Here is a 19,152-nt window from a genome sequence, read left to right as displayed (position 1 = left end):
GTGCTTCACTCACTGGAATGCAGGAAGGCTCATTCTGCTTTGCGTGGCCGGTGCGCGCTACTTCAACGCGGCGCGCACATCGGCGTGAGACAACACATCGTCCAGCGTCTTGCGCAGGCGCTCTGCCATCACGGCAAACTCATCCTCGCTGAAACACAGGGCCGGTGCGAAGCCGAGGATGTGGTCGCCGAAGGAGCGGAACACCAGGCCGTTGCGGTAGCCGGTGTCGAACAGGCGGTCCGCGAGGCCCAGCGCCGGGTCGAAACCCTGCTTGCTGGACTTGTCGCTGACCAGCTCGAGGGCACCGAGCAGCCCGCGGTGGCGCACGTCGCCGACCAGCGGATGCTCGCGCAGGCCCTCGAGCGCCGCGGCAAAGTGCGACGCGACCTTCTGCCCGTTGGCCAGCAGGCCGCCTTCTTCATACAGGCGCAGCACTTCCAGGGCCACGGCCGCGCTGACCGGATGGGCGGAGTAGGTGGCGCCATGGCCGATCGGCGCACCGACCGGAGCGCCGTCTGCGATGCCCGCGTAGACCTGCTCCGACATCAGCAAGGCGCCCATCGGCGCATAGCCGGCGGTCAGGCCCTTGGCAACCGTCATCAGGTCCGGCTGCACGCCCTCGGCATCGCACGCGAACATCGGGCCGGTGCGGCCGAAGCCGGTGATGACCTCGTCGACCACGAAGAGGATGTCCAGTTCGCGTGCGGCATCGCTCATCGCCTTGAGCCAGCCCTTGGGCGGAATGATCACGCCGCCCGAGCCCTGGATGGGTTCGCAGAAGAAGGCAGCGACGCGCTCGGCGCCCAGCTCGGCCACCTTGGCCCGCAGCGCGGCCACCGAGGCGGCGATCACGGCCGCGTCATCGCTGCCCACGGGGTTGCGATAGGGGTAGGGCGAGGCGATGTAGTGCTGGTTGGGCAGCGGCATGTCGAAGCCGCGATGGAACACCGGCAGCGCGGTCAGACCTGACCCCATCGACGAAGAACCGTGATAGCCCCGTTGCAGCGAGATGAATTGCTTCTTCTCGGGCCGGCCGGTGTTGTTGAAGTACTGCGTGATCAGCCGGATCGCGGCGTCGACCGCCTCCGAGCCACCCAGGGTCAGGTAGACGCGGGTCAGCGACGCTGGCGAGATCTCGACCAGCTTGGCCGCCAGGCGGATCGCCGGCTCGCTGCCGAAGTGGAAGTAGCCGGTGGCATAGGGCAGCTTGCGCATCTGCTCGGCCGCGGCCTGCACGACCGACTCATGGCCATAGCCGATGTTGACGCACCAAAGCCCGGCGAAGGCGTCCAGCAGCTGATGGCCGCTGGCGTCCTTGAGCCAGGCGCCCTGGCCCGATTCGAGCATGGTGACGCCGCGCTGCTCATGCTTGCGCCAGGGAGCAACCGGGTGGATGAGGTGGCCGCGATCCAGCGAGATCAGGGCGTCGAGATGGGGGTGGGCGGGGGACTGCATCGGTGAAAGGCCAGCTTCGTGAACGTGAGCAAAGCTTAGGCCTGCTCACGCAGCGGGTGGTGCTGCAATGGAAGCCCTGATGTGGGCTGGCGCGCTGTTCTTTGGGCGCGGACGGCAGAAGATTCTGCCGGTCCTGCATCGAGCCTGTTCAGTAGCCCAATTGCCGGTCCACCAAGCCGGTCATGGCCTCGCCGCGCTCGAAGCGGGCGAGGTTGTCCAGCAGCACCTCGGCCGCAGACGCTGCCTGGGTCATGCTGGCAATGTGTGGTGTGAGCCAGATCTTCGGATGGAGCCAGAACAGATGGCCCGGGGGCAAGGGCTCGGGCTCGCAGACATCGAGTACCGCGTGCGAGAGCTGCCCGCTGTCCAGCGCGGCCAGCAGGTCGGCCTCGACCAGCTGCGGCCCGCGCCCCACATGGATGAGGCCGGCGCCAGCCGGCAGCGAAGCGAACAGCGACGCATTCAGCAAGCCTCGCGTCGCCGCGGTCAAGGGCAGCAGGCAGATCAGGATGTCCGTGCGCGCGAGAAAGGCCGGCAATTCCTCTGCGCCGGCATGGCATTGCACGCCTTCGACCTCATGCCTTGAGCGGCTCCAGGCGGCGCAGTCGAAACCGAAGCTGCGCAGCTGCTTCAAGACGGCCTGGCCCAGAGAGCCCAGGCCGAGCACACCGACGCGGCGCTTCGCCGCCGGCACCACCGGCCGTGGTTCCCACCGTCCGGAAAATTGCTTTCGCCGGTAGTCCGGCATGTCGCGATGCTGGCTCAGCACGGCCCAGCAGACATACTCGACCATGCCGCTGACGATGCCCGGCTCGACCATGCGCACGACGGCCAGGTCGGCCGGCAGGCTGGGCAGGTCGAACTGATCGACGCCGGCGCCTGTCGAGAACAGCACCTGCAGATTGGGGAAGCGCGTGGCCAGGTTTTCAGGGGGCTCCCAGGCGGCCATGTAGCGCACCGCGCCGGGGTCGCCGATGTCGGGCCAGATCCGGAAATCGACATGAGGCGCCTGGCGCGCAAACACCTCGGCCCAGATCCGGCCGCGCACCGGATCGGCCTTGTACAGGAAGCTCACGCTCAGCCCAGCGCCTGGGTCACCAGCGCATAGCGGCGCACGCCCGCGACCGGCGCGGGCACGGGGCCGCGCATCATCTCGGTGGGGGCATCGACACGCAGCAGGCCCAGTGACTCCAGCCACTCGGCCAGGCCACTGTCGAAGTCGATGTCGATGCGCACGAATCTGCCGGCACTCAGCCCCACCAGGTGGGCGATCAGGGCCTGCGCGCCTTCTGCGTCAGGCGCGACCACCGGGCCGATGATCAGGCCGCGGCCAAAGCGGCGCAGCATCGCGAAGCCGCAGGCTGCGCCGTCCTGGTCGAGCACCACGGTGTCGGCGGTGGCCAGCAGCTCGGCAATCAAGGCCTCGCGCGGCATGCCGCGCGCCTTTGCATCCAGTTGGGTCAGCGTGGCCAGGTCCTTCTGGCCCGCAGGCCGCAGGCGGCGGCCCTCATGCAGGGCCACCAGCGGTGCCGACTGGGCAACGCCCTGATGCTGGCGCACTTCGCCGGTGCGCACGAAGCCCAGCCTTTCATAGAGCCCGCGTCCTTCGGCCGTGGCATGCAGGAGGATGGTGCGCCCCTCGAGCCTCCTGAGCAGGTCCTGCATCAGGCGGATGCCGATGCGCCGGCCCTGGCAGCGCGGGTCGACGATGACCAGACCCAGCGTTGCATGCTTCGGGCCCCAGTTCCAGCTGAGGGCGGTGCCGACGATCTCGCCATCGCGCTCGGCGACGATGCCGCTGCCCAGGTTGAAAGCGGCCTGCCAGTCGGTCGGGCGGTGCGGCCAGTGCACGGCGACCGACAGACCATGGGCGGCCTCCAGGTCGGAGGCTTCCATGGCTCGCAACACGACACCGTCGGGCGACGGCGCCACAGGCTGATTGAGTGTGCTCAAGAGAGTGCTCCGGGGACGCGATATGGCCTCATGGTTCCAAGCTTGCCTGGCTCGCGCTAGGACAATCTTGTCGCTTCGCGAGGAACGACAGCATGCGCTGTCTGCCGCCTCCCTCTCGCAACAATGTGCCTGACCGGCACCTGCCAACGGGGCCAAATTTCAGGCCAGTCTAACTAGCATCTCGCTTGTGCAGGAAACAGGAACGCACGCCTGAAATGACCGCGATGAGCCGCCGCAGCCTATGCCGAGACGGCCGCCGCAAACCACAGTTTCATGCGCGCGGCGGGGCCACAACCCTGCACTTCTCTTCGGCGCCCATGCTTCAATGAAGTCAAGCAAAGAGCCGCCTTCACGCCCGATTTCGACACCGAACTTCAAGGAATCAACATGGTCTTCCGTCCCAAGTACATCAGCTTCGACTGCTACGGCACGCTGACCCGCTTCCGCATGGCCGAGCTGAGCCGCGAGATCTATTCGGACCGCATCAAGCCCGAGCAAATGGAGCAGTTCATCGCCGACTTCACTGCCTACCGCTTCGACGAAGTGCTGGGCGACTGGCAGCCCTACGAAGTGGTGCTGAAGAATGCCGTGCGCCGTCTGTGCAAGAAGTGGAAGATCCAGTACTTCGACCACGAAGCCCAGCGCTACTACGACGCGGTGCCGACCTGGACGCCGCACGACGACGTACCGGCCGGCCTGGCCAAGGTGGCCAAGGAGATTCCGCTGGTCATCCTGTCAAACGCGATGGATCACCAGATCCAGAAGAACGTGGCCATGCTGGGCGCGCCCTTCCACCGCGTCTACACGGCTCAGCAGGCCCAGGCCTACAAGCCGCGGCTGAAGGCCTTCGAATACATGTTCGATTCGCTGAACGCCAACCCGGAAGACTTCCTGCACGTCTCGTCCAGCCTGCGCTACGACCTGATGTCGGCCGACGACCTGGGCATCAAGAACAAGGTCTTCGTCAACCGCGGCCACGGCCCGGGCTGCCCGGAGTACAACTACGTCGAGATCAAGGACATCGGCGGCCTGCCCGGCGTCGTCGGCCTCTGATTCCCTGCGGCCATGAAGCTCGATTCCTACTGGACCGATTCGGCGCCGGCCTTCCAGCCGGCCGCTGCCGAGCTGCCTGCCACAGCCGATGTGGCCATCGTCGGCGCCGGGTTCACCGGCCTGGCGGCTGCGCGTGACCTGGCCCGGCAGGGCGCCAAGGTGGTGGTGCTGGAAGCCTGCGACCGCGTGGCCAAGGAAGCCTCGGGTCGCAATGGCGGCCATGTCAACAACGGCCTGGCGGTGGACTACGTGGCCGCCGCCGAGCAGCACGGTGTCGAGCGGGCCCGCTCCTGGTATCACGAGTTCGATGCCGCGGTCGACAGCGTGGCCCGCCTGGTTCAGGAAGAGCAGATCGATTGCGACTTCCAGCGCAACGGCAAGCTCAAGCTCGCCACCAAGCCGGTGCACTACGAGGCGCTGGCCCGCAGCTGCGAGCGCATGGCCCGCGAGGTCGATCCCGACGTGGAGCTCGTCACGCCGGAGCGCATCCGCAGCGAGGTCGACAGTGATCGCTTCGTCGGCGGCCTCTTGCAGAAGAAGAGCGCCCAGATGCACATGGGCCGCTTTGCCGCCGGCCTGGCCGCCGCGGCCGAGCGCAAGGGCGCGCAGATCCACCTGAGCACGCCGGTGCAGAGCATGCAGCGCCAGGGCCGAACGCATGCCCATGTGCTGCACACGCCGCGCGGCAGCGTGAGGGCCAAGCAGGTGCTGCTGGCCACCGGTGCCACCCTGCACGGCGGCTACGGCAGCTTCGGCTGGCTGCGCCGCCGCATCGTGGGCATCGGCAGCTTCATCATCGTCACCGAGCCGCTCGGGGCCGAGCGCGTCGCGGCCCTGCTGGCTGGGCGCCGGACCTATGTGACGGTGGCCAACATCCATCACTACTTCCGCGTGACGCCCGACCATCGCCTGGTCTTCGGCGGCCGCGCGCGCTTTGCCATCTCCAGCCCCACCTCAGACCAGAAAAGCGGTGAGATCCTGCGCGCCGGCCTGGCCGAGATCTTTCCGCAGTTGGGCCAGGTGCGCATCGACTACTGCTGGGGCGGCCTCGTGGACATGAGCCAGGACCGCCTGCCGCATGCCGGCGAACGCGACGGCCTGTACTACTCGATGGGCTACAGCGGCCATGGCACGCAGATGTCGGTGCACATGGGCGAGCGCATGGCCGCCGCGATGAGCGGCAACGAGGCCGCCAACCCCTGGCGCGAGCGCCCGTGGCCGGCCATACCCGGCCACCTGGGACCGCCGTGGTTCCTGCCCGCCGTCGGTCTCTATTTCCGCCTCAAGGACAAGCTGGCATGAGCGGCCTGCTCACAAGCACCCGTCGCGAGCTGCTGGGCCTCTTTGTGGCCGGCGGGCTCGGTGGCGCGGCACTCGGTGCCCAGGCGCAGACACCGCGCCAGGGTGGCCGCATCCGTGTGGCTGGTGCCAGTGCGGGCATCAACGACACGCTGGACCCGGCCAAGCTGGCCAACCAGACCGACTACTCGCGCGGCCGCATGTTCTACAACGGCCTCACCGAGCTCGACAACCAGCTGAGCCCGCAGCCGGCGCTGGCCGAGGAGTTCAGCAGCCGCGATGCGCAGACCTGGGTGTTCAGGCTTCGCAGGGGCGTCACCTTCCACGACGGCAAGCCGCTGACCCCGGCCGACGTGGTGTTCTCGCTGATGCGCCACAAGAACCCCGCCACCGGCTCCAAGGTCAAGGCCCTCGCTGACCAGATCGAGACGGTGGCCGCCAGCGGCCCGCTCGAGGTCACCGTGACGTTGAAGGCGCCCAATGCCGACCTGCCGGTGATCCTGGGCACGCACAACTTCGTGATCGTTCAGGACGGCACGACCGACTTCTCGGCCGGCATCGGCACCGGAGCGTTCCGGGTGCAGGAGTTCCGGCCCGGCGTGCGCTCGATTGCGGTGCGCAACAAGAACTACTGGAAGCCCGGCCGGCCCTATCTGGACGAGATCGAATTCGTCGGCATCAGCGACGACGGTGCCCGCGTCAACGGCCTGCTGTCGGGCGACCTCGACCTGGTGGCGGCCATCAACCCGCGCGCGGTCAAGCGGGTGCAGCAGACGCCGGGCTATGCGGTGCTCGACACGCCGTCAGGCCAGTACACCGACCTCATCATGCGCGGCGACCTGGGCCCCGGCCGCAACCCGGACTTCGTGCTGGCCATGAAGCACCTGCTCGACCGCGAGCTGCTGCGCAAGGTCGTTGCCCAGGGGCATGCCACGATTGCCAACGACCAGCCGATCGACCCCAGCCACCGCTTTCATTTCGCCGGTCTGCCGCAGCGTCCGTACGACCCCGAACGGGCCCGCTTTCATTTCCGCAAGTCGGGCTTGGCCGGCACCCGCATCCCGGTCGTGGCCTCGCCGGTGGCGACCTACTCGGTCGAGATCGCCGTGGTCCTGCAGCATGCGGCGCGCCGCATCGGCATGACGCTGGACCTCAAGCGCATGCCGGGCGATGGCTACTGGTCCAACCACTGGCTGCAGAGCCCCGTCGGCTTCGGCAACACCAATCCGCGCCCCAGCGCCGACACCCTGCTGACGCAGTTCTTCAAGTCCGATTCGCCCTGGAACGAAGCACGCTGGAAGAGCCCCCGCTTCGACCAGTTGCTGCTGTCCGCGCGGGCCGAGCTGGACCTCGACAAGCGCAAGTCCATGTACGCCGACATGCAGGTGATGATTCATGAACAGGGTGGCCTCGGGATTCCGATGTTCATCTCCAGCCTCGACGGCCACAGCCAGCGGCTGCGCGGCCTGCGTCCGAACCCCTTGGGCGGCCTGATGGCCTCGGCCTTTGCCGAACATGTCTGGCTGGAGGGCGCCTGATGAATCTCCTGATCTTGCGCCTGCTCCTGAGCCGCCTGGCCCTGGCCTGCGTGTCGCTGCTGGTGGTGTCGGCCGTCGTGTTCACGATCACCGACCTCCTGCCCGGGGACGCCGCGGCCGCCCAGCTGGGCCAGGAGGCGACAGTCGAATCGCTGGCCGCGCTGCGTCACCAGATGGGCCTGGACCTGCCGGCGCCGCAGCGCTACGCACGCTGGCTGACTGGCATGCTGAGCGGCGACCCCGGTCAGTCCATCGTCAGCGGCAAGCCGGTGGGCGAGATGATTGGCAAGCGCCTGCCGGCCTCGCTGCTGCTGGCGGCCATCACCTCCGCCATCGCCGTGCCTCTCGCCCTGGCCCTGGGCATTGCCTCGGCCATGTGGCGCGGCTCCTGGTTCGACCGGCTGGCGAGCTCGGGCGCCGTGGCCGTGGTCTCGGTGCCGGAGTTCCTGGTGGCCACGCTGGCGGTGCTGCTGTTCGCGGTGCAGTTGCGCTGGCTGCCCGCCTTGTCGTACACGAATGCGGCCTCGTCGCTGACCGATATGTTGCGCGCCTTCGCGATGCCGGTGATGAGCCTGTGCTGCGTCACCATGGCCCAGATGATGCGCATGACGCGGGCAGCCGTGGTGGACCAATTGAAGGCGCCCTATATCGAGATGGTGCGCCTGAAGGGCGCCTCGCCGACCCGCATGGTGCTGGCGCATGCGCTGCCCAACGCCATCGGCCCCATCGTCAATGCGGTGGCGCTGTCGCTGTCCTACCTGCTGGGCGGCGTGATCATCGTCGAGACCATCTTCAACTACCCCGGCATCGCCAGCCTGATGGTGGACGGTGTGACCCAGCGCGACATTCCGCTGGTGCAGACCTGCGCCATGCTGTTCTGCGCGGTCTACCTGTTGCTGGTCACGCTGGCCGACCTGGTCAGCATCGTCGCCAACCCGCGCCTGCGCCATCGCTGAGAAGCTCATGTCAAGCCCACCACTTTCCGCCACCCCCCCGGCGTTGCGACGCAAGCTGCCGATGAGCTGGCCCGGCCTGCTGGGCGCAGGCCTGCTCGTGCTGTGGCTGCTGGTGGCGCTGTTCGGCCCCATGCTGCCGGGAGTGGACGGCTCCGACCTCGGCCAGGCGGATGTCTTCGAGCCGATCAGTGCCGCGCATTGGCTGGGCACCGACTACCTCGGCCGCGACATGCTGGGCCGCGTGATTGCCGGCGCTCGCTACACGGTGGGCATCGCCCTGCTGGCCACGGTGCTGGCCAGCAGCATCGGCACGCTGCTGGCCTTGCTGGCTGCGGCCAGCGCGCCCTGGGTTGATGCCGTGATCAGCCGCACCGTCGACACCATGACCTCGATTCCTTCGAAGATGCTGGCCCTGATCATGGTGGCTGCCTTCGGCTCCGACGTGAGCATGCTGGTGCCCACCGCGGCCCTGATCTACGTGCCCGGCGCCTTCCGCATCGCCCGCTCGCTGGCCGTGAATATCAATGCGCTGGATTACGTGACCGTGGCCCGCACCCGCGGCGAAGGCCGGCTCTACATCATGCTGAAGGAAATCCTGCCCAACATGATCAACCCGATGCTGGCCGACCTGGGCCTGCGCTTCGTCTACGTGGTGCTGTTGCTGGCCTCCTTGAGCTTCCTGGGCCTGGGCGTGCAGCCGCCTGAAGCCGACTGGGGCTCGCTGGTGCGCGAGAACATCGGCGCGCTGGACAGCGGCGGCGCCGCCGTCGTGGCGCCGGCCCTGGCCATTGCCAGCCTGACCATCGCGGTCAACCTCCTGATCGACAACCTGCCGGGTCGCAAGGCCCGCGGAGACCACTGATGGGAGCCCATGTCCAGGTGCGCGGCCTGAAGATCGTTGCCGGCCCGGCCGACGCCGAGCAGACCATCGTCCATGAGCTGAGCTTCGACATCGCGCCCGGCGAGGTGCTCGCGCTGATCGGCGAATCGGGCTCCGGCAAGACCACCACGGCGCTGGCCCTGATGGGCTATGCCCGCCATGGTTGCCGCATCGCCGGCGGCGAGGTGAAGATCGGTGACACCGAGGTGCTCGGCTTGAGCGAAGCGCAGCAACGCGCGCTGCGCGGCCGCCGCGTGGCCTATATCGCGCAGAGCGCGGCGGCTTCGTTCAACCCCTCGCGCACCATCATGGACCAGGTGATCGAGCCGGCCCTGATCCACCGTGTGCTGTCGCGCGCGGCCGCCGAGGCCAAGGCCGTCGAGCTGTTCCATGAGCTGGCCCTGCCCAACCCGACCACGATTGGCTCGCGCTACCCGCACCAGGTGTCGGGAGGCCAGTTGCAGCGCCTGATGGCGGCGATGGCCCTGATCACCGACCCTGAGCTGGTGATCCTGGACGAGCCGACCACGGCGCTCGACGTGACCACGCAGATCGAGGTGCTGCGCGCCTTTCGCCGCGTGGTGCGCGAGCGCAAGACCTCGGCCGTCTATGTGAGCCATGACCTGGCCGTGGTGGCGCAGATGGCCGACCACATCCTGGTGCTGCGCGACGGCGCGATGCGCGAGCTGGGTGCCACACCGCAGATCCTGCAGGCCCCGGTCAGCGACTACACGCAGAGCCTGCTCGCCGCGGCGCGGCCCAAGGAGCGCGAGTCGGGTGCGAGCTCTTCGGCGTCAAGCCAGCAGCCCTTGCTCGAGGTGCGCAATATCTCGGCCGGCTACGGTGCCACCGACAAGCGGGGCCAGCCCAAGACGCTGATTCTCGAAGGCATCGATCTGAAGCTGTACCGGGGCCAGGCCATCGGCGTGATCGGTGAATCCGGCTCCGGCAAGACCACGCTGGCCCGCGCCGTGGCCGGGCTGATTGCACCTTGCGAAGGTCAGATCCTGTTCGACGGCCAGGCGCTGCCCGGCACCTTGGCCGGTCGCAGCCGCGAGCAATTGCGTCGCGTGCAGATCGTCTTCCAGTCGGCCGACACCTCGCTCAACCCTTCGCACAGCATCGAGCAGATCCTGGCGCGGCCGCTGCAGTTCTACCGTGGGCTCTCGGGCGCAGCGCTAGCCAAGCGAATCAAGGAATTGCTCGACCTGGTGCGCCTGCCTTCCACGGTGGCCGGGCGCCTGCCCGGCGGTCTCTCCGGTGGGCAGAAGCAGCGCATCAACCTGGCGCGCGCGCTGGCCGCCGAGCCCGAGCTGATCCTCTGCGACGAGGTGACTTCGGCGCTGGACACCGTGGTGGGCGCGGCGGTGCTGGACCTGATCTGCGAGCTGCGCCGCGAGCTGGGCCTGTCCTACCTCTTCATCAGCCACGACCTGCACACGGTGCGTTCGGTCTGCGACGAGATCGTCGTCATGCAGCACGGCCGCAAGCTGGCGCAGGTGGCGCGCGCCGACTACGAGCGCGGCCCCCATCACCCCTATTACGAACTGCTGGCCCGCTCGGTCCCCGAGCTGCGCCAGGGCTGGCTGGACGAACAAGTCGCGGCCTGAGGCCTAACGGACTGGAACAACTCCCATGAGCAAGAAAATCCACAAGATCGCCGTGATTCCCGGCGACGGCATCGGCAAGGAAGTGATGCCCGAAGGCCTGCGCGTGCTGCGCGCCGCCGCGGAGCGCTTCGGCATCGAGTTGCAGCTGACGCCCATAGCCTGGGCCAGCTGCGACTACTACCAGGCCACTGGCGCGATGATGCCGGACGACTGGAAGGCCCAGCTGCAGAGCCAGGACGCGATCCTGTTCGGCGCCGTAGGCTGGCCGGCCACCGTGCCCGACCATGTCTCGCTGTGGGGCTCGCTGCTGAAGTTCCGCCGCGAGTTCGACCAGTACATCAATCTGCGCCCGGTGCGCCTGTTCGAAGGCGTGCCCTGCCCGCTGGCCGGCCGCAAGCCCGGCGAGATCGACTACTTCGTCGTGCGCGAGAACACCGAGGGCGAATACACCAAGCTCGGCGGCATCATGTACGAGGGCACCGAACGCGAGATCGTGATCCAGGAGTCGGTCTATTCGCGCTTTGGCAGCGACCGTGTGCTGAAGTACGCCTTCGAGCTGGCCCGCTCTCGCGAGCGCAAGCACCTGACCGTGGCGACCAAGAGCAATGGCATCGCGATCAGCATGCCCTGGTGGGACGGCCGCGCCGATGCGGTGGGCGCCGCCTACCCGGAGGTCACGGTCGACAAGCAGCACATCGACATCCTCAGCGCCCGCTTCGTGCTGCAGCCGCAGGGCTTCGACGTGGTCGTGGCCTCCAATCTGTTTGGCGACATCCTCTCCGACCTCGGCCCGGCCACCACCGGCACCATTGGCCTCGCGCCCTCGGCCAACCTGAACCCGGAGCGCAATTTCCCCTCGCTGTTCGAGCCGGTGCATGGCTCGGCGCCCGACATCTACGGCCGCAACATCGCCAACCCGGTGGCCATGATCTGGTCGGCCGCGCTGATGCTGGACTTCCTGGGCCACCGTGAAGCCCACGACGCCATCGTCACTGCCATCGAGCAGGTGCTGGTGGAGGGCCCACGCACCGGCGACCTGGGCGGCCAGGCCTCGACCACCGAAATGGGCGAGGCGATTGCCGCCCGCCTGGGAGCACGATGATGCCTTTGACCTTGCAACGCGCTGAGCTGCAGCGCCACCAGAACTTCATCGGCGGCCGCTGGGTGGCTGCGGCCGAGGGCCGGCAGCTGCCGGTCAGCGACCCCGCGCTCGACCAGGTGTTCGCCCAGGTGCCCGACAGCGGCGCCGTGGATGCGCAAGCCGCTGTGGACGCCGCGCAGGCCGCCTTCCCGGCCTGGCGCGCCACGCCGGCCAAGCAGCGCGCGCAATTGCTCAAGAAGTGGAACGACCTGATCATTGCCCATCAGGAAGACCTCGGCCGCCTGATCTCGCGCGAGCAGGGCAAGCCGCTGGCCGAGGGCCGCGGCGAAGTGGCGTACGCGGCCAGCTATGTCGAATGGTTCGCCGAAGAGGCCACGCGCTCCTATGGCGACATGATTCCGGCACCGGTCACCGGCCGCCGCATGATGGCGGTGAAAGAGCCGGTCGGCGTCATCGCCGCGATCACGCCCTGGAACTTCCCGGCCGCGATGATCGCCCGCAAGATCGCGCCGGCCCTGGCCGCCGGCTGCACCGTCGTGGCCAAGCCCGCTGAAGACACCCCCCTGACCTCGCTGGCCCTGGCCCGCCTGGCCGAGGAAGCCGGGTTTCCGGCTGGCGTGCTGAACATCGTGGTGGCCTCGCGCGAGCGGGCCGCCGAGGTGGTAGACGTATGGCTGGCCGACAGCCGCGTGCGCAAGATCACCTTCACCGGCTCGACACCGGTGGGCAAGCACCTGGCCCGCGAATCGGCCGGTACCCTGAAGAAGCTGTCGCTGGAGCTGGGCGGCAACGCGCCCTTCATCGTCTTCGAGGATGCCGACGTCGATGCGGCCGTGGCCGGCCTGATGGCGGCCAAGTTCCGCAACGGCGGCCAGACCTGCGTCAGCCCGAACCGGGTCTTCGTGCACAGCGCCGTGCATGAGCTGTTCGTTGAAAAGCTGGCCGCCCGCGTGGTTGCATTGAAGGTCGGCCCGGCCAGTGCTGAAGATTCTCAGATCGGCCCGATGATCAACGCTCGCGCGGTCGACAAGATCGCCCGCCATGTGCAGGACGCGGTGGCGCGCGGCGCCCGTGTCGTCGTCGGTGGGCAGCGGCTCACGAGCCTCGGCTCCAACTATTTCGCGCCGACCGTTCTCATCAACGCCGATGCCGAGATGGCCTGCTCCTGCGAGGAGACCTTCGGCCCGGTCGTGCCGATCACGCGCTTCGATGATGAAGCCGACGTCATCGCCGCCGCCAATGGCACGCCCTTCGGCCTGGCCTCCTACTTCTATTCGCGCGACATCGACCGCGCCTGGCGCGTGGCCGATGCGCTGGAGTCCGGCATCGTCGGCATCAACGAGGGCGCGCTGGCCGCCGAGGCCGCGCCATTCGGTGGCGTCAAGGAATCGGGCTACGGGCGTGAAGGTGGCCGCCACGGGCTCGACGAGTACATGCACACCAAATACCTGTGCCAAGGAAACTTGCGATGAGCATGCGCACCGACGCGGCCTTCTATATCGACGGCCAGTGGCAGGACCGGCCCGAGGCGCCGCGGCTCGCCGTGGTCAACCCCGTCACTGCGCAAGTGATGGGCGAAGTGGCCGCAGGCTCGGCGGCCGATGTCGACCTGGCCGTGGCCGCCGCCCGACGAGCCTTCGAGACCTTTTCTCTCAGCAGCGTGGACGAGCGCATCGCGCTGCTGACGCGCATCCTGGCGCTGATGGAAGAGCGGGCCGAGGCCTTCGCCCAGGCCATCTCGACCGAGATGGGCGCCGCCATTGCCTTCTCGCGCGCCTCGCAGGTGCCCTTCGGCATCGCCCATGTGCGCGCGCAGATCGAAGTGCTGCGCGACTACGCCTTTCTCTACCGGCAGGGCGGCACGGCCATCGCCAAGGAGCCGATCGGCGTCTGCGCGCTGATCACGCCCTGGAACTGGCCGCTGTACCAGCTCACCGCCAAGGTGGCGCCGGCCATTGCGGCCGGCTGCACCGTGGTGCTCAAGCCCAGCGAGCTCTCGCCCTACAGCGCGCTGCTGTTCGCGCAAGTGATGCATGACGCGGGCACGCCCCCCGGAGTGTTCAACCTGGTGGGCGGCACCGGCGAAGTGGTGGGTGCAGCGCTGGCCTCCCATCCGGACGTGGACATGATCTCGATCACCGGCTCCACGCGTGCCGGCGTGCTGGTGGCGCAAGCCGCCGCCGTGACCGTCAAGCGCGTGGTGCAGGAGCTGGGCGGCAAGTCGCCCAATGTCTTCCTCGACGACGCGGACTTCGAGAACGGCGTGGCCAAGGGCGTGCTGGCCGGCATGCGCAATGTCGGCCAGTCCTGCAGCGCGCCCACGCGCATGCTGGTGCCGGAATCGCGCCTGGCCGAGGTCGAGGCGCTGGCGGCCAAGGCCGTGGCCGGCATCAAGGTCGGCGACCCGCAAGACGATCAGACAACGATGGGCCCGATTGCCAATGCACCGCAGTTCAGGCGGGTGCAGGAGATGATCGCGGCCGGCATCGAGGAAGGTGCTCGCCTGGTCTGCGGCGGCCTGGGTCGCCCCGAAGGCATCGAACAAGGCTTCTTCGTGCGCCCCACGGTGTTTTCGCGCGTGACGCCACAGATGCGCGTGGCGCAGGAAGAGATCTTCGGCCCGGTGCTGGTGATCATGCCGTACCGCGACGAGGCCCATGCCATAGCACTGGCCAACGACACCATCTACGGCCTCGGCGCCCACCTGCAATCGGCCGACCTGGAGCGGGCCCGCCGCGTGGCCGGCCGCATCCGTGCCGGCCAGGTCCACATCAACTACCCGCCCTGGAATGCCCACGCGCCTTTCGGCGGCTACAAGCGCTCCGGCAACGGGCGGGAATACGGCGAGTACGGGCTCGAGGAATACCTCGAAACCAAGGCCATCGTCGGCTATTGATGGCGGCCCGTCGCTTCCTTGGCTTGCCGCCAGGGCGCCGGGTTCAGCGCCTGCCTAAGCATGGCCACAAAAGCCGTGGTGCGCGCGCTGCGGCCGCGCCGCACGCCCAGCATGGCCACCACATCAGCCGGCGGCAGCTCCCATTCGGGCAGGACCTGGCGCAGCCGCCCCTGCGCCAGGTCTTCGGCCACATGCCACTCGGAACGGATCGCGATGCCCATGCCGGCCAGCGCCCAGTCGCGCACCACGGCACCATCGTTGCTCGACATCGCGGGCCGGATGCGCACCGTGGCCGGCTCATGCCGGCGGCGGCTGAAGCGCCACAGCGTCACGTCCTCGTCGTTCTCCCGCACCACCAGGCAGCGGTGCCTCGCCAGGTCTTCGGGCGCGGCAATGGCCTCGTTCTGCTCGAGATAGGCGGGGCTGGCGCACAGGAGGCGGCGGTTCGGCGCCAGCGTGGTCACGACCTGGCTGAGCGGGCCCGGCGGGCCGATGTGGACCACCACGTCACAGCTCTCCAGCACCTGCGCACCGGGATGGTCGGACAGCTCCAGCGAGATCGTCACGCCCTCATGGGCGCGCGCAAAGGCCTCGGCCACCGGCGCCACATGCAGCCGGCCAAAGCCATGCGGCGCCGCCACGCGCAGGTGGCCGCTGACCCGGCTCTTGCGGTCGCCCAGGGCCTCGGTGAGGGCCTCGATCGCCTCGGCCACCATGCGGCCATGGCTGGCTACCAGGGCGCCCTCGTCGGTCAGTGTGGAGCGCCGGCCGGTGCGCTCCAGCAGACGCATGCCGATGCGGGCCTCCAGCGCCATCAGGCGCTGCGACACCGCAGGCGGCGTGACATTGAGCTTGCGCGCGGCCTCGGCGAGCGAGCCGGAGTCGGCCACCACGGCAAAAAAGGCCAGGTCATCCGAGGTCAACATAAAGGCGCGACTTATTCATGAATGCAGGAATCGTAAATTGCGCCCTTATAGGTCGGCAAGCAGAATTCCTGCATCCATTCAGCAACGAGGACCTGGCATGAACGCAGCAGCAATCACCGAAGAGCGCCCGACGGCCGTCGCGAGCAGCTTGCAAGACCTGGAGACGCCCTGCCTGGTGCTCGATGCCGATCGCATGGCGCGCAATGTGGCGCGGCTGCGCGCACGGCTGGCGGGCCTGGGTGTCGGTCTGCGCCCGCACCTGAAGACCTGCAAGTCGGTCGAGGTGGCGCGCCAGGTGATGAGTTCGGCTGAAGGCCCGGCTACTGTCTCCACACTCAAGGAAGCCGCTCACTTCGCCGCGGCCGGTGTGCGCGACATGATCTATGCCGTGGGCATCGCACCGGCCAAGCTCCCGCAGGTGCTGGCGCTGCGCGCGCAAGGCGTGGACCTGGTCGTGCTGCTCGACACCGTGGCGCAGGCCGAGGCCGTGGCGGCTGCGTCGCGTGAGGCCGGTGCGCCCATTCCGGCGCTGATCGAGATCGACTGCGACGGCCACCGCTCCGGCGTGCTGCCGACCGACGCGGAGCGCCTGGTGGCCATTGGCCGCGCGCTTGAGAACGGCGCCGAACTGCGCGGCGTGCTCACCCATGCCGGCGGCAGCTATGCCGCGCGCGGTGCCGAGGCGCTGCGGCAATGTGCCGAGGATGAACGGCGTGGCGTTGTCGATGCAGCCACCATCCTGCGCGCCGCCGGCCTGCCCTGCCCGGTCGTGAGCCTGGGCTCGACGCCGACGGCCCACAGTGCCACCGACCTCTCCGGCGTGACCGAGGTGCGGGCCGGCGTGTTCGTGTTCTTCGACCTGGTGATGGCCGGCATCGGCGTGTGCCAGATCGACGACATCGCGCTGTCGGTCATGGCCACCGTGATCGGCCATCAGCGCGAGAAGGGCTGGATTCTGGTCGACGCCGGCTGGATGGCGATGTCGCAGGACCGCGGCACCTCCAAGCAGGCCGTCAGCCAGGGCTATGGCCTGGTCTGCGACATCGAAGGCCAGGCCTGGCCAGACCTGATCCTGGCCGACGCCAACCAGGAACACGGCATCATCACCGTGCGCCCCGGATCAGGTGCGACGCTGCCCGATCTGGCCATCGGGGACCGCGTGCGCATCTTGCCGAATCACGCCTGCGCCACAGGTGCGCAGCACAGAAGCTATCAAGTGGTGCGCGGCCGCAGCGCCGCAGTCGAGGCCGAATGGCCCCGCTTTGGAGGATGGTGAACAGAGATGAGAGCTCCCCTGAATCAGATCGAGTCCAGCCCCGCGCTGCCAGACACGGCCGACGTGGTGGTGATCGGCGGCGGCATCGTCGGCGTGTTCACGGCCTACTACCTGGCGCGACGTGGCATCCAGGTGGCCTTGATCGAGAAGGGGCGCATCGGCGCCGAGCAGTCCAGCCGCAACTGGGGCTGGTGCCGCCAGCAGAACCGCGATGCGCGCGAGCTGCCGATGGCCACGCTGGCGCTGTCCCTGTGGGAACAGTTTGCCGCCGAGTCGGGTGAAGACACCGGCTTCAGCCGCTGTGGCCTGCTCTATCTCAGCAATGACGATGCCGAGCTGGACGGCTGGGCCCGCTGGGGCGAGTTCGGCCGCAGCGCAGGCGTGGACACGCAGATGCTCAGCGCAGCGGAAGCGGCCCGCCACGGCCAGGTCACCGGCAAGCCCTGGAAGGGCGGCGTGTTCTCGCCCACCGATGGCACGGCCGACCCCTCGCGCGCGGCGCCGGCCGTGGCCCGCGCCTTCATGAAGCTCGGCGGCACGGTGCACCAGGGCTGCGCGGCGCGTGGCATCGAACGCGAGGGCGGCAAGCTCTCGGCCGTCGTCACCGAGAAGGGCACGATACGCACCCGCACCGCCGTGCTCTCCGGCGGCGCCTGGGCTTCGTCCTTCTGCCGCCAGCTGGGCATCCGCTTCCCGCAGGCCACCATCCGCCAGACCGTGATGACGGTGTCGCCGGGGGCCACCGAGCTGCCGGCCACCCTGCATACCAAGGGCGTTTCGTTGACGCGGCGCAGCGATGGCGGCTACCTGCTTTCCGTCAGCGGCCGCGCCCGGGTCGATCCCACGCCGCAGTTCCTGCGCTTCTCGCCGCAGTTCCTGCCGATGTTCGCGCGCCGCTGGCGCAGCCTCTCGCCCGGCGGTCTGGAAGGTTGGCGCTCGGGCCACGAGAGTCTCGCGCGCTGGCAATTGGACCAACCCACGCCGATGGAGCGCATGCGCATCCTCGATCCGACGCCCGACGCGGCGACGGTACGGCTGACCCATGCACGAGCGCTGGCCCTGGTGCCGGCGCTGAAGGAGCGCAGCGTCACCGCCAGCTGGGCCGGGTACGTCGACAGCACGCCCGACGGCGTGCCGGGCATCGGCGAAGTGACCGGTGTGCCCGGCCTGGTGCTGGCCGCCGGCTTCAGTGGGCACGGCTTCGGCATCGGCCCCGGCGCCGGCCATCTGATTGCGGACATCGTCAGCGGCGCGCCGCCCATCGTCGATCCGAGCCCCTACCACCCTGATCGCTTCCAGCACTCATCCTGGGGCAAGGTTGCGGAGTTCTAGACATGAGCACAGCCATTGCCCCTCCCGGCGGCCACTACCGCCATGCCGTGCGCCACGGCAATCTGGTCTTCATCTCCGGCCAGCTCGGCGCGCGGCCCGACGGCACGCACACGGCCGACCTGCCTTTCGAAGACCAGGTGCGGCAGTCGCTCGCCAACCTGCGCGCCGCACTGCGCTCGGCCGATGCGGACTTTGGCGACCTGCTGAAAGTGACGGCCTACCTGGTCGACGTGGCCCACTGGCCGCGCTTCAACGCCGTCTATGCCGAGGTGATGGGCGATGCCAGGCCGGCGCGCAGCGTGGTGCCGGTGCCGGAGCTGCACTACGGCTACCTGATAGAGATCGATGCCATCGCGGCCTGCGGATGAAAGCTGAAGGCTGGCGGCAGATTGCGCTGCCAGCCGCCCTCAATCGCAAACAAGCCGCCGTTGCCGGCCACGCCTTCGGCACCCGCCTGGCAGCGGCCTTGCCTAGCATTCAAGGGTCTCAAGATCCCTGCCCGAAAGGCCTGCTCCATGTCCTCCCTGCTCGTCACTTTCAAGCTCGACCAACTCGGTGAACCCCGCGAATACCGGCCGCCGGCCGACCGCGTGCTCGAAGGCGACATCATCTGCCGCAACTGGGACGTCGACAGCGCCAAGGACGGCAAGGTGCGCGCCGGCGTCTTCGAATCCACGCCAGGCACCAACCGCTCTATCAAGGGCGAGACCTGGGAGTTCTGCTACATCCTGTCGGGCGTGGCCGAGATCACCGAAGACGGCCATGAGCCGATCACCTACCGGGCCGGCGACTGCTTCATCATGAAGCCGGGCTATCTGGGCACCTGGCGCACGCTGGAGACCGTGCGCAAGGTCTGGGTCACGGCCTGATCTGAGT

Annotated in this window: 17 protein-coding genes; 13 read left to right on the top strand and 4 right to left on the bottom strand. The window is 68.5% G+C overall.

What is annotated here, in order from left to right:
• Positions 1-57: 57 nt before the first annotated feature.
• The 3 genes from V3596_RS19090 to V3596_RS19080 all read right to left on the bottom strand — a co-directional run bounded on the left by V3596_RS19090 (position 58) and on the right by V3596_RS19080 (position 3,351).
• On the bottom strand, positions 58-1,455 hold the full coding sequence (locus V3596_RS19090) for an aspartate aminotransferase family protein (protein ID WP_334279409.1): 1,398 nt from the start codon (positions 1,453-1,455) through the stop codon (positions 58-60).
• Positions 1,456-1,603: 148 nt separating this feature from the next.
• Positions 1,604-2,536: a 2-hydroxyacid dehydrogenase gene (locus tag V3596_RS19085; RefSeq protein ID WP_334279734.1), complete on the bottom strand. Its 933-nt coding sequence runs from the start codon at positions 2,534-2,536 to the stop codon at positions 1,604-1,606.
• On the bottom strand, positions 2,533-3,351 hold the full coding sequence (locus V3596_RS19080) for a GNAT family N-acetyltransferase (RefSeq protein WP_334279733.1): 819 nt from the start codon (positions 3,349-3,351) through the stop codon (positions 2,533-2,535). Before V3596_RS19080 ends, V3596_RS19085 begins: the two co-directional genes overlap by 4 nt.
• A gap of 444 nt (positions 3,352-3,795) precedes the next feature.
• Between V3596_RS19080 and V3596_RS19075 the strand changes: the two genes are divergently transcribed.
• The 9 genes from V3596_RS19075 to V3596_RS19035 are packed head-to-tail and all read left to right on the top strand — an operon-like array spanning position 3,796 to position 14,742.
• Positions 3,796-4,461, top strand: coding sequence for a haloacid dehalogenase type II (locus tag V3596_RS19075; RefSeq protein ID WP_334279408.1), 666 nt, complete (start codon positions 3,796-3,798; stop codon positions 4,459-4,461).
• Between the two features lie 12 nt (positions 4,462-4,473).
• The gene (locus V3596_RS19070; RefSeq protein ID WP_334279407.1) at positions 4,474-5,763 is read left to right on the top strand and encodes an NAD(P)/FAD-dependent oxidoreductase; all 1,290 of its coding nucleotides are present in this window, start codon (positions 4,474-4,476) and stop codon (positions 5,761-5,763) included.
• The gene (locus V3596_RS19065) at positions 5,760-7,298 is read left to right on the top strand and encodes an ABC transporter substrate-binding protein (protein WP_334279406.1); all 1,539 of its coding nucleotides are present in this window, start codon (positions 5,760-5,762) and stop codon (positions 7,296-7,298) included. The genes V3596_RS19070 and V3596_RS19065 overlap by 4 nt, the downstream gene beginning before the upstream one ends.
• Positions 7,298-8,254: an ABC transporter permease gene (locus V3596_RS19060; RefSeq protein ID WP_334279405.1), complete on the top strand. Its 957-nt coding sequence runs from the start codon at positions 7,298-7,300 to the stop codon at positions 8,252-8,254. Before V3596_RS19065 ends, V3596_RS19060 begins: the two co-directional genes overlap by 1 nt.
• A gap of 7 nt (positions 8,255-8,261) precedes the next feature.
• Positions 8,262-9,116: an ABC transporter permease gene (locus V3596_RS19055; protein WP_416383996.1), complete on the top strand. Its 855-nt coding sequence runs from the start codon at positions 8,262-8,264 to the stop codon at positions 9,114-9,116.
• Complete coding sequence (locus tag V3596_RS19050) at positions 9,116-10,744, top strand: ABC transporter ATP-binding protein (protein WP_334279404.1); 1,629 nt, start codon at positions 9,116-9,118, stop codon at positions 10,742-10,744. Before V3596_RS19055 ends, V3596_RS19050 begins: the two co-directional genes overlap by 1 nt.
• 25 nt (positions 10,745-10,769) lie before the next feature.
• A complete protein-coding gene (locus V3596_RS19045) occupies positions 10,770-11,846 on the top strand; it encodes a tartrate dehydrogenase (protein ID WP_334279403.1) in 1,077 nt (358 codons plus the stop codon).
• Positions 11,846-13,318 carry an NAD-dependent succinate-semialdehyde dehydrogenase gene (locus V3596_RS19040; protein ID WP_334279402.1) on the top strand — a complete coding sequence of 491 codons (1,473 nt, stop codon included), beginning with the start codon at positions 11,846-11,848 and terminating at the stop codon, positions 13,316-13,318. Before V3596_RS19045 ends, V3596_RS19040 begins: the two co-directional genes overlap by 1 nt.
• A complete protein-coding gene (locus V3596_RS19035) occupies positions 13,315-14,742 on the top strand; it encodes an aldehyde dehydrogenase family protein (protein ID WP_395385094.1) in 1,428 nt (475 codons plus the stop codon). Before V3596_RS19040 ends, V3596_RS19035 begins: the two co-directional genes overlap by 4 nt.
• Here the strand turns inward: V3596_RS19035 and V3596_RS19030 are convergent.
• Entirely contained in the window at positions 14,736-15,668 is a 933-nt protein-coding gene (locus V3596_RS19030) for a LysR family transcriptional regulator (protein WP_334279401.1), read from the bottom strand. The genes V3596_RS19035 and V3596_RS19030 overlap by 7 nt on opposite strands.
• A 97-nt stretch (positions 15,669-15,765) precedes the next feature.
• On the opposite strand from V3596_RS19030, the gene V3596_RS19025 reads away from it, so the two are divergent.
• The 4 genes from V3596_RS19025 to V3596_RS19010 all read left to right on the top strand — a co-directional run bounded on the left by V3596_RS19025 (position 15,766) and on the right by V3596_RS19010 (position 19,145).
• On the top strand, positions 15,766-16,944 hold the full coding sequence (locus V3596_RS19025) for an alanine racemase (protein WP_334279400.1): 1,179 nt from the start codon (positions 15,766-15,768) through the stop codon (positions 16,942-16,944).
• Positions 16,945-16,950: 6 nt separating this feature from the next.
• Complete coding sequence (locus V3596_RS19020) at positions 16,951-18,276, top strand: NAD(P)/FAD-dependent oxidoreductase (protein ID WP_334279399.1); 1,326 nt, start codon at positions 16,951-16,953, stop codon at positions 18,274-18,276.
• Positions 18,277-18,278: 2 nt separating this feature from the next.
• Positions 18,279-18,644, top strand: a complete 366-nt coding sequence (locus V3596_RS19015) for a RidA family protein (RefSeq protein WP_334279398.1) — start codon at positions 18,279-18,281, stop codon at positions 18,642-18,644.
• 147 nt (positions 18,645-18,791) lie between these two features.
• On the top strand, positions 18,792-19,145 hold the full coding sequence (locus V3596_RS19010; RefSeq protein WP_334279397.1) for a cupin domain-containing protein: 354 nt from the start codon (positions 18,792-18,794) through the stop codon (positions 19,143-19,145).
• Positions 19,146-19,152: the final 7 nt, after the last annotated feature.

Origin of the sequence: Roseateles microcysteis (genome assembly GCF_036880965.1) — a bacterium.
Lineage (GTDB): Bacteria > Pseudomonadota > Gammaproteobacteria > Burkholderiales > Burkholderiaceae_C > JAUASW01.
The sequence above is the reverse complement of the archived record's forward strand: the minus strand, read 5'-3'. Positions and strand labels throughout refer to the sequence as shown.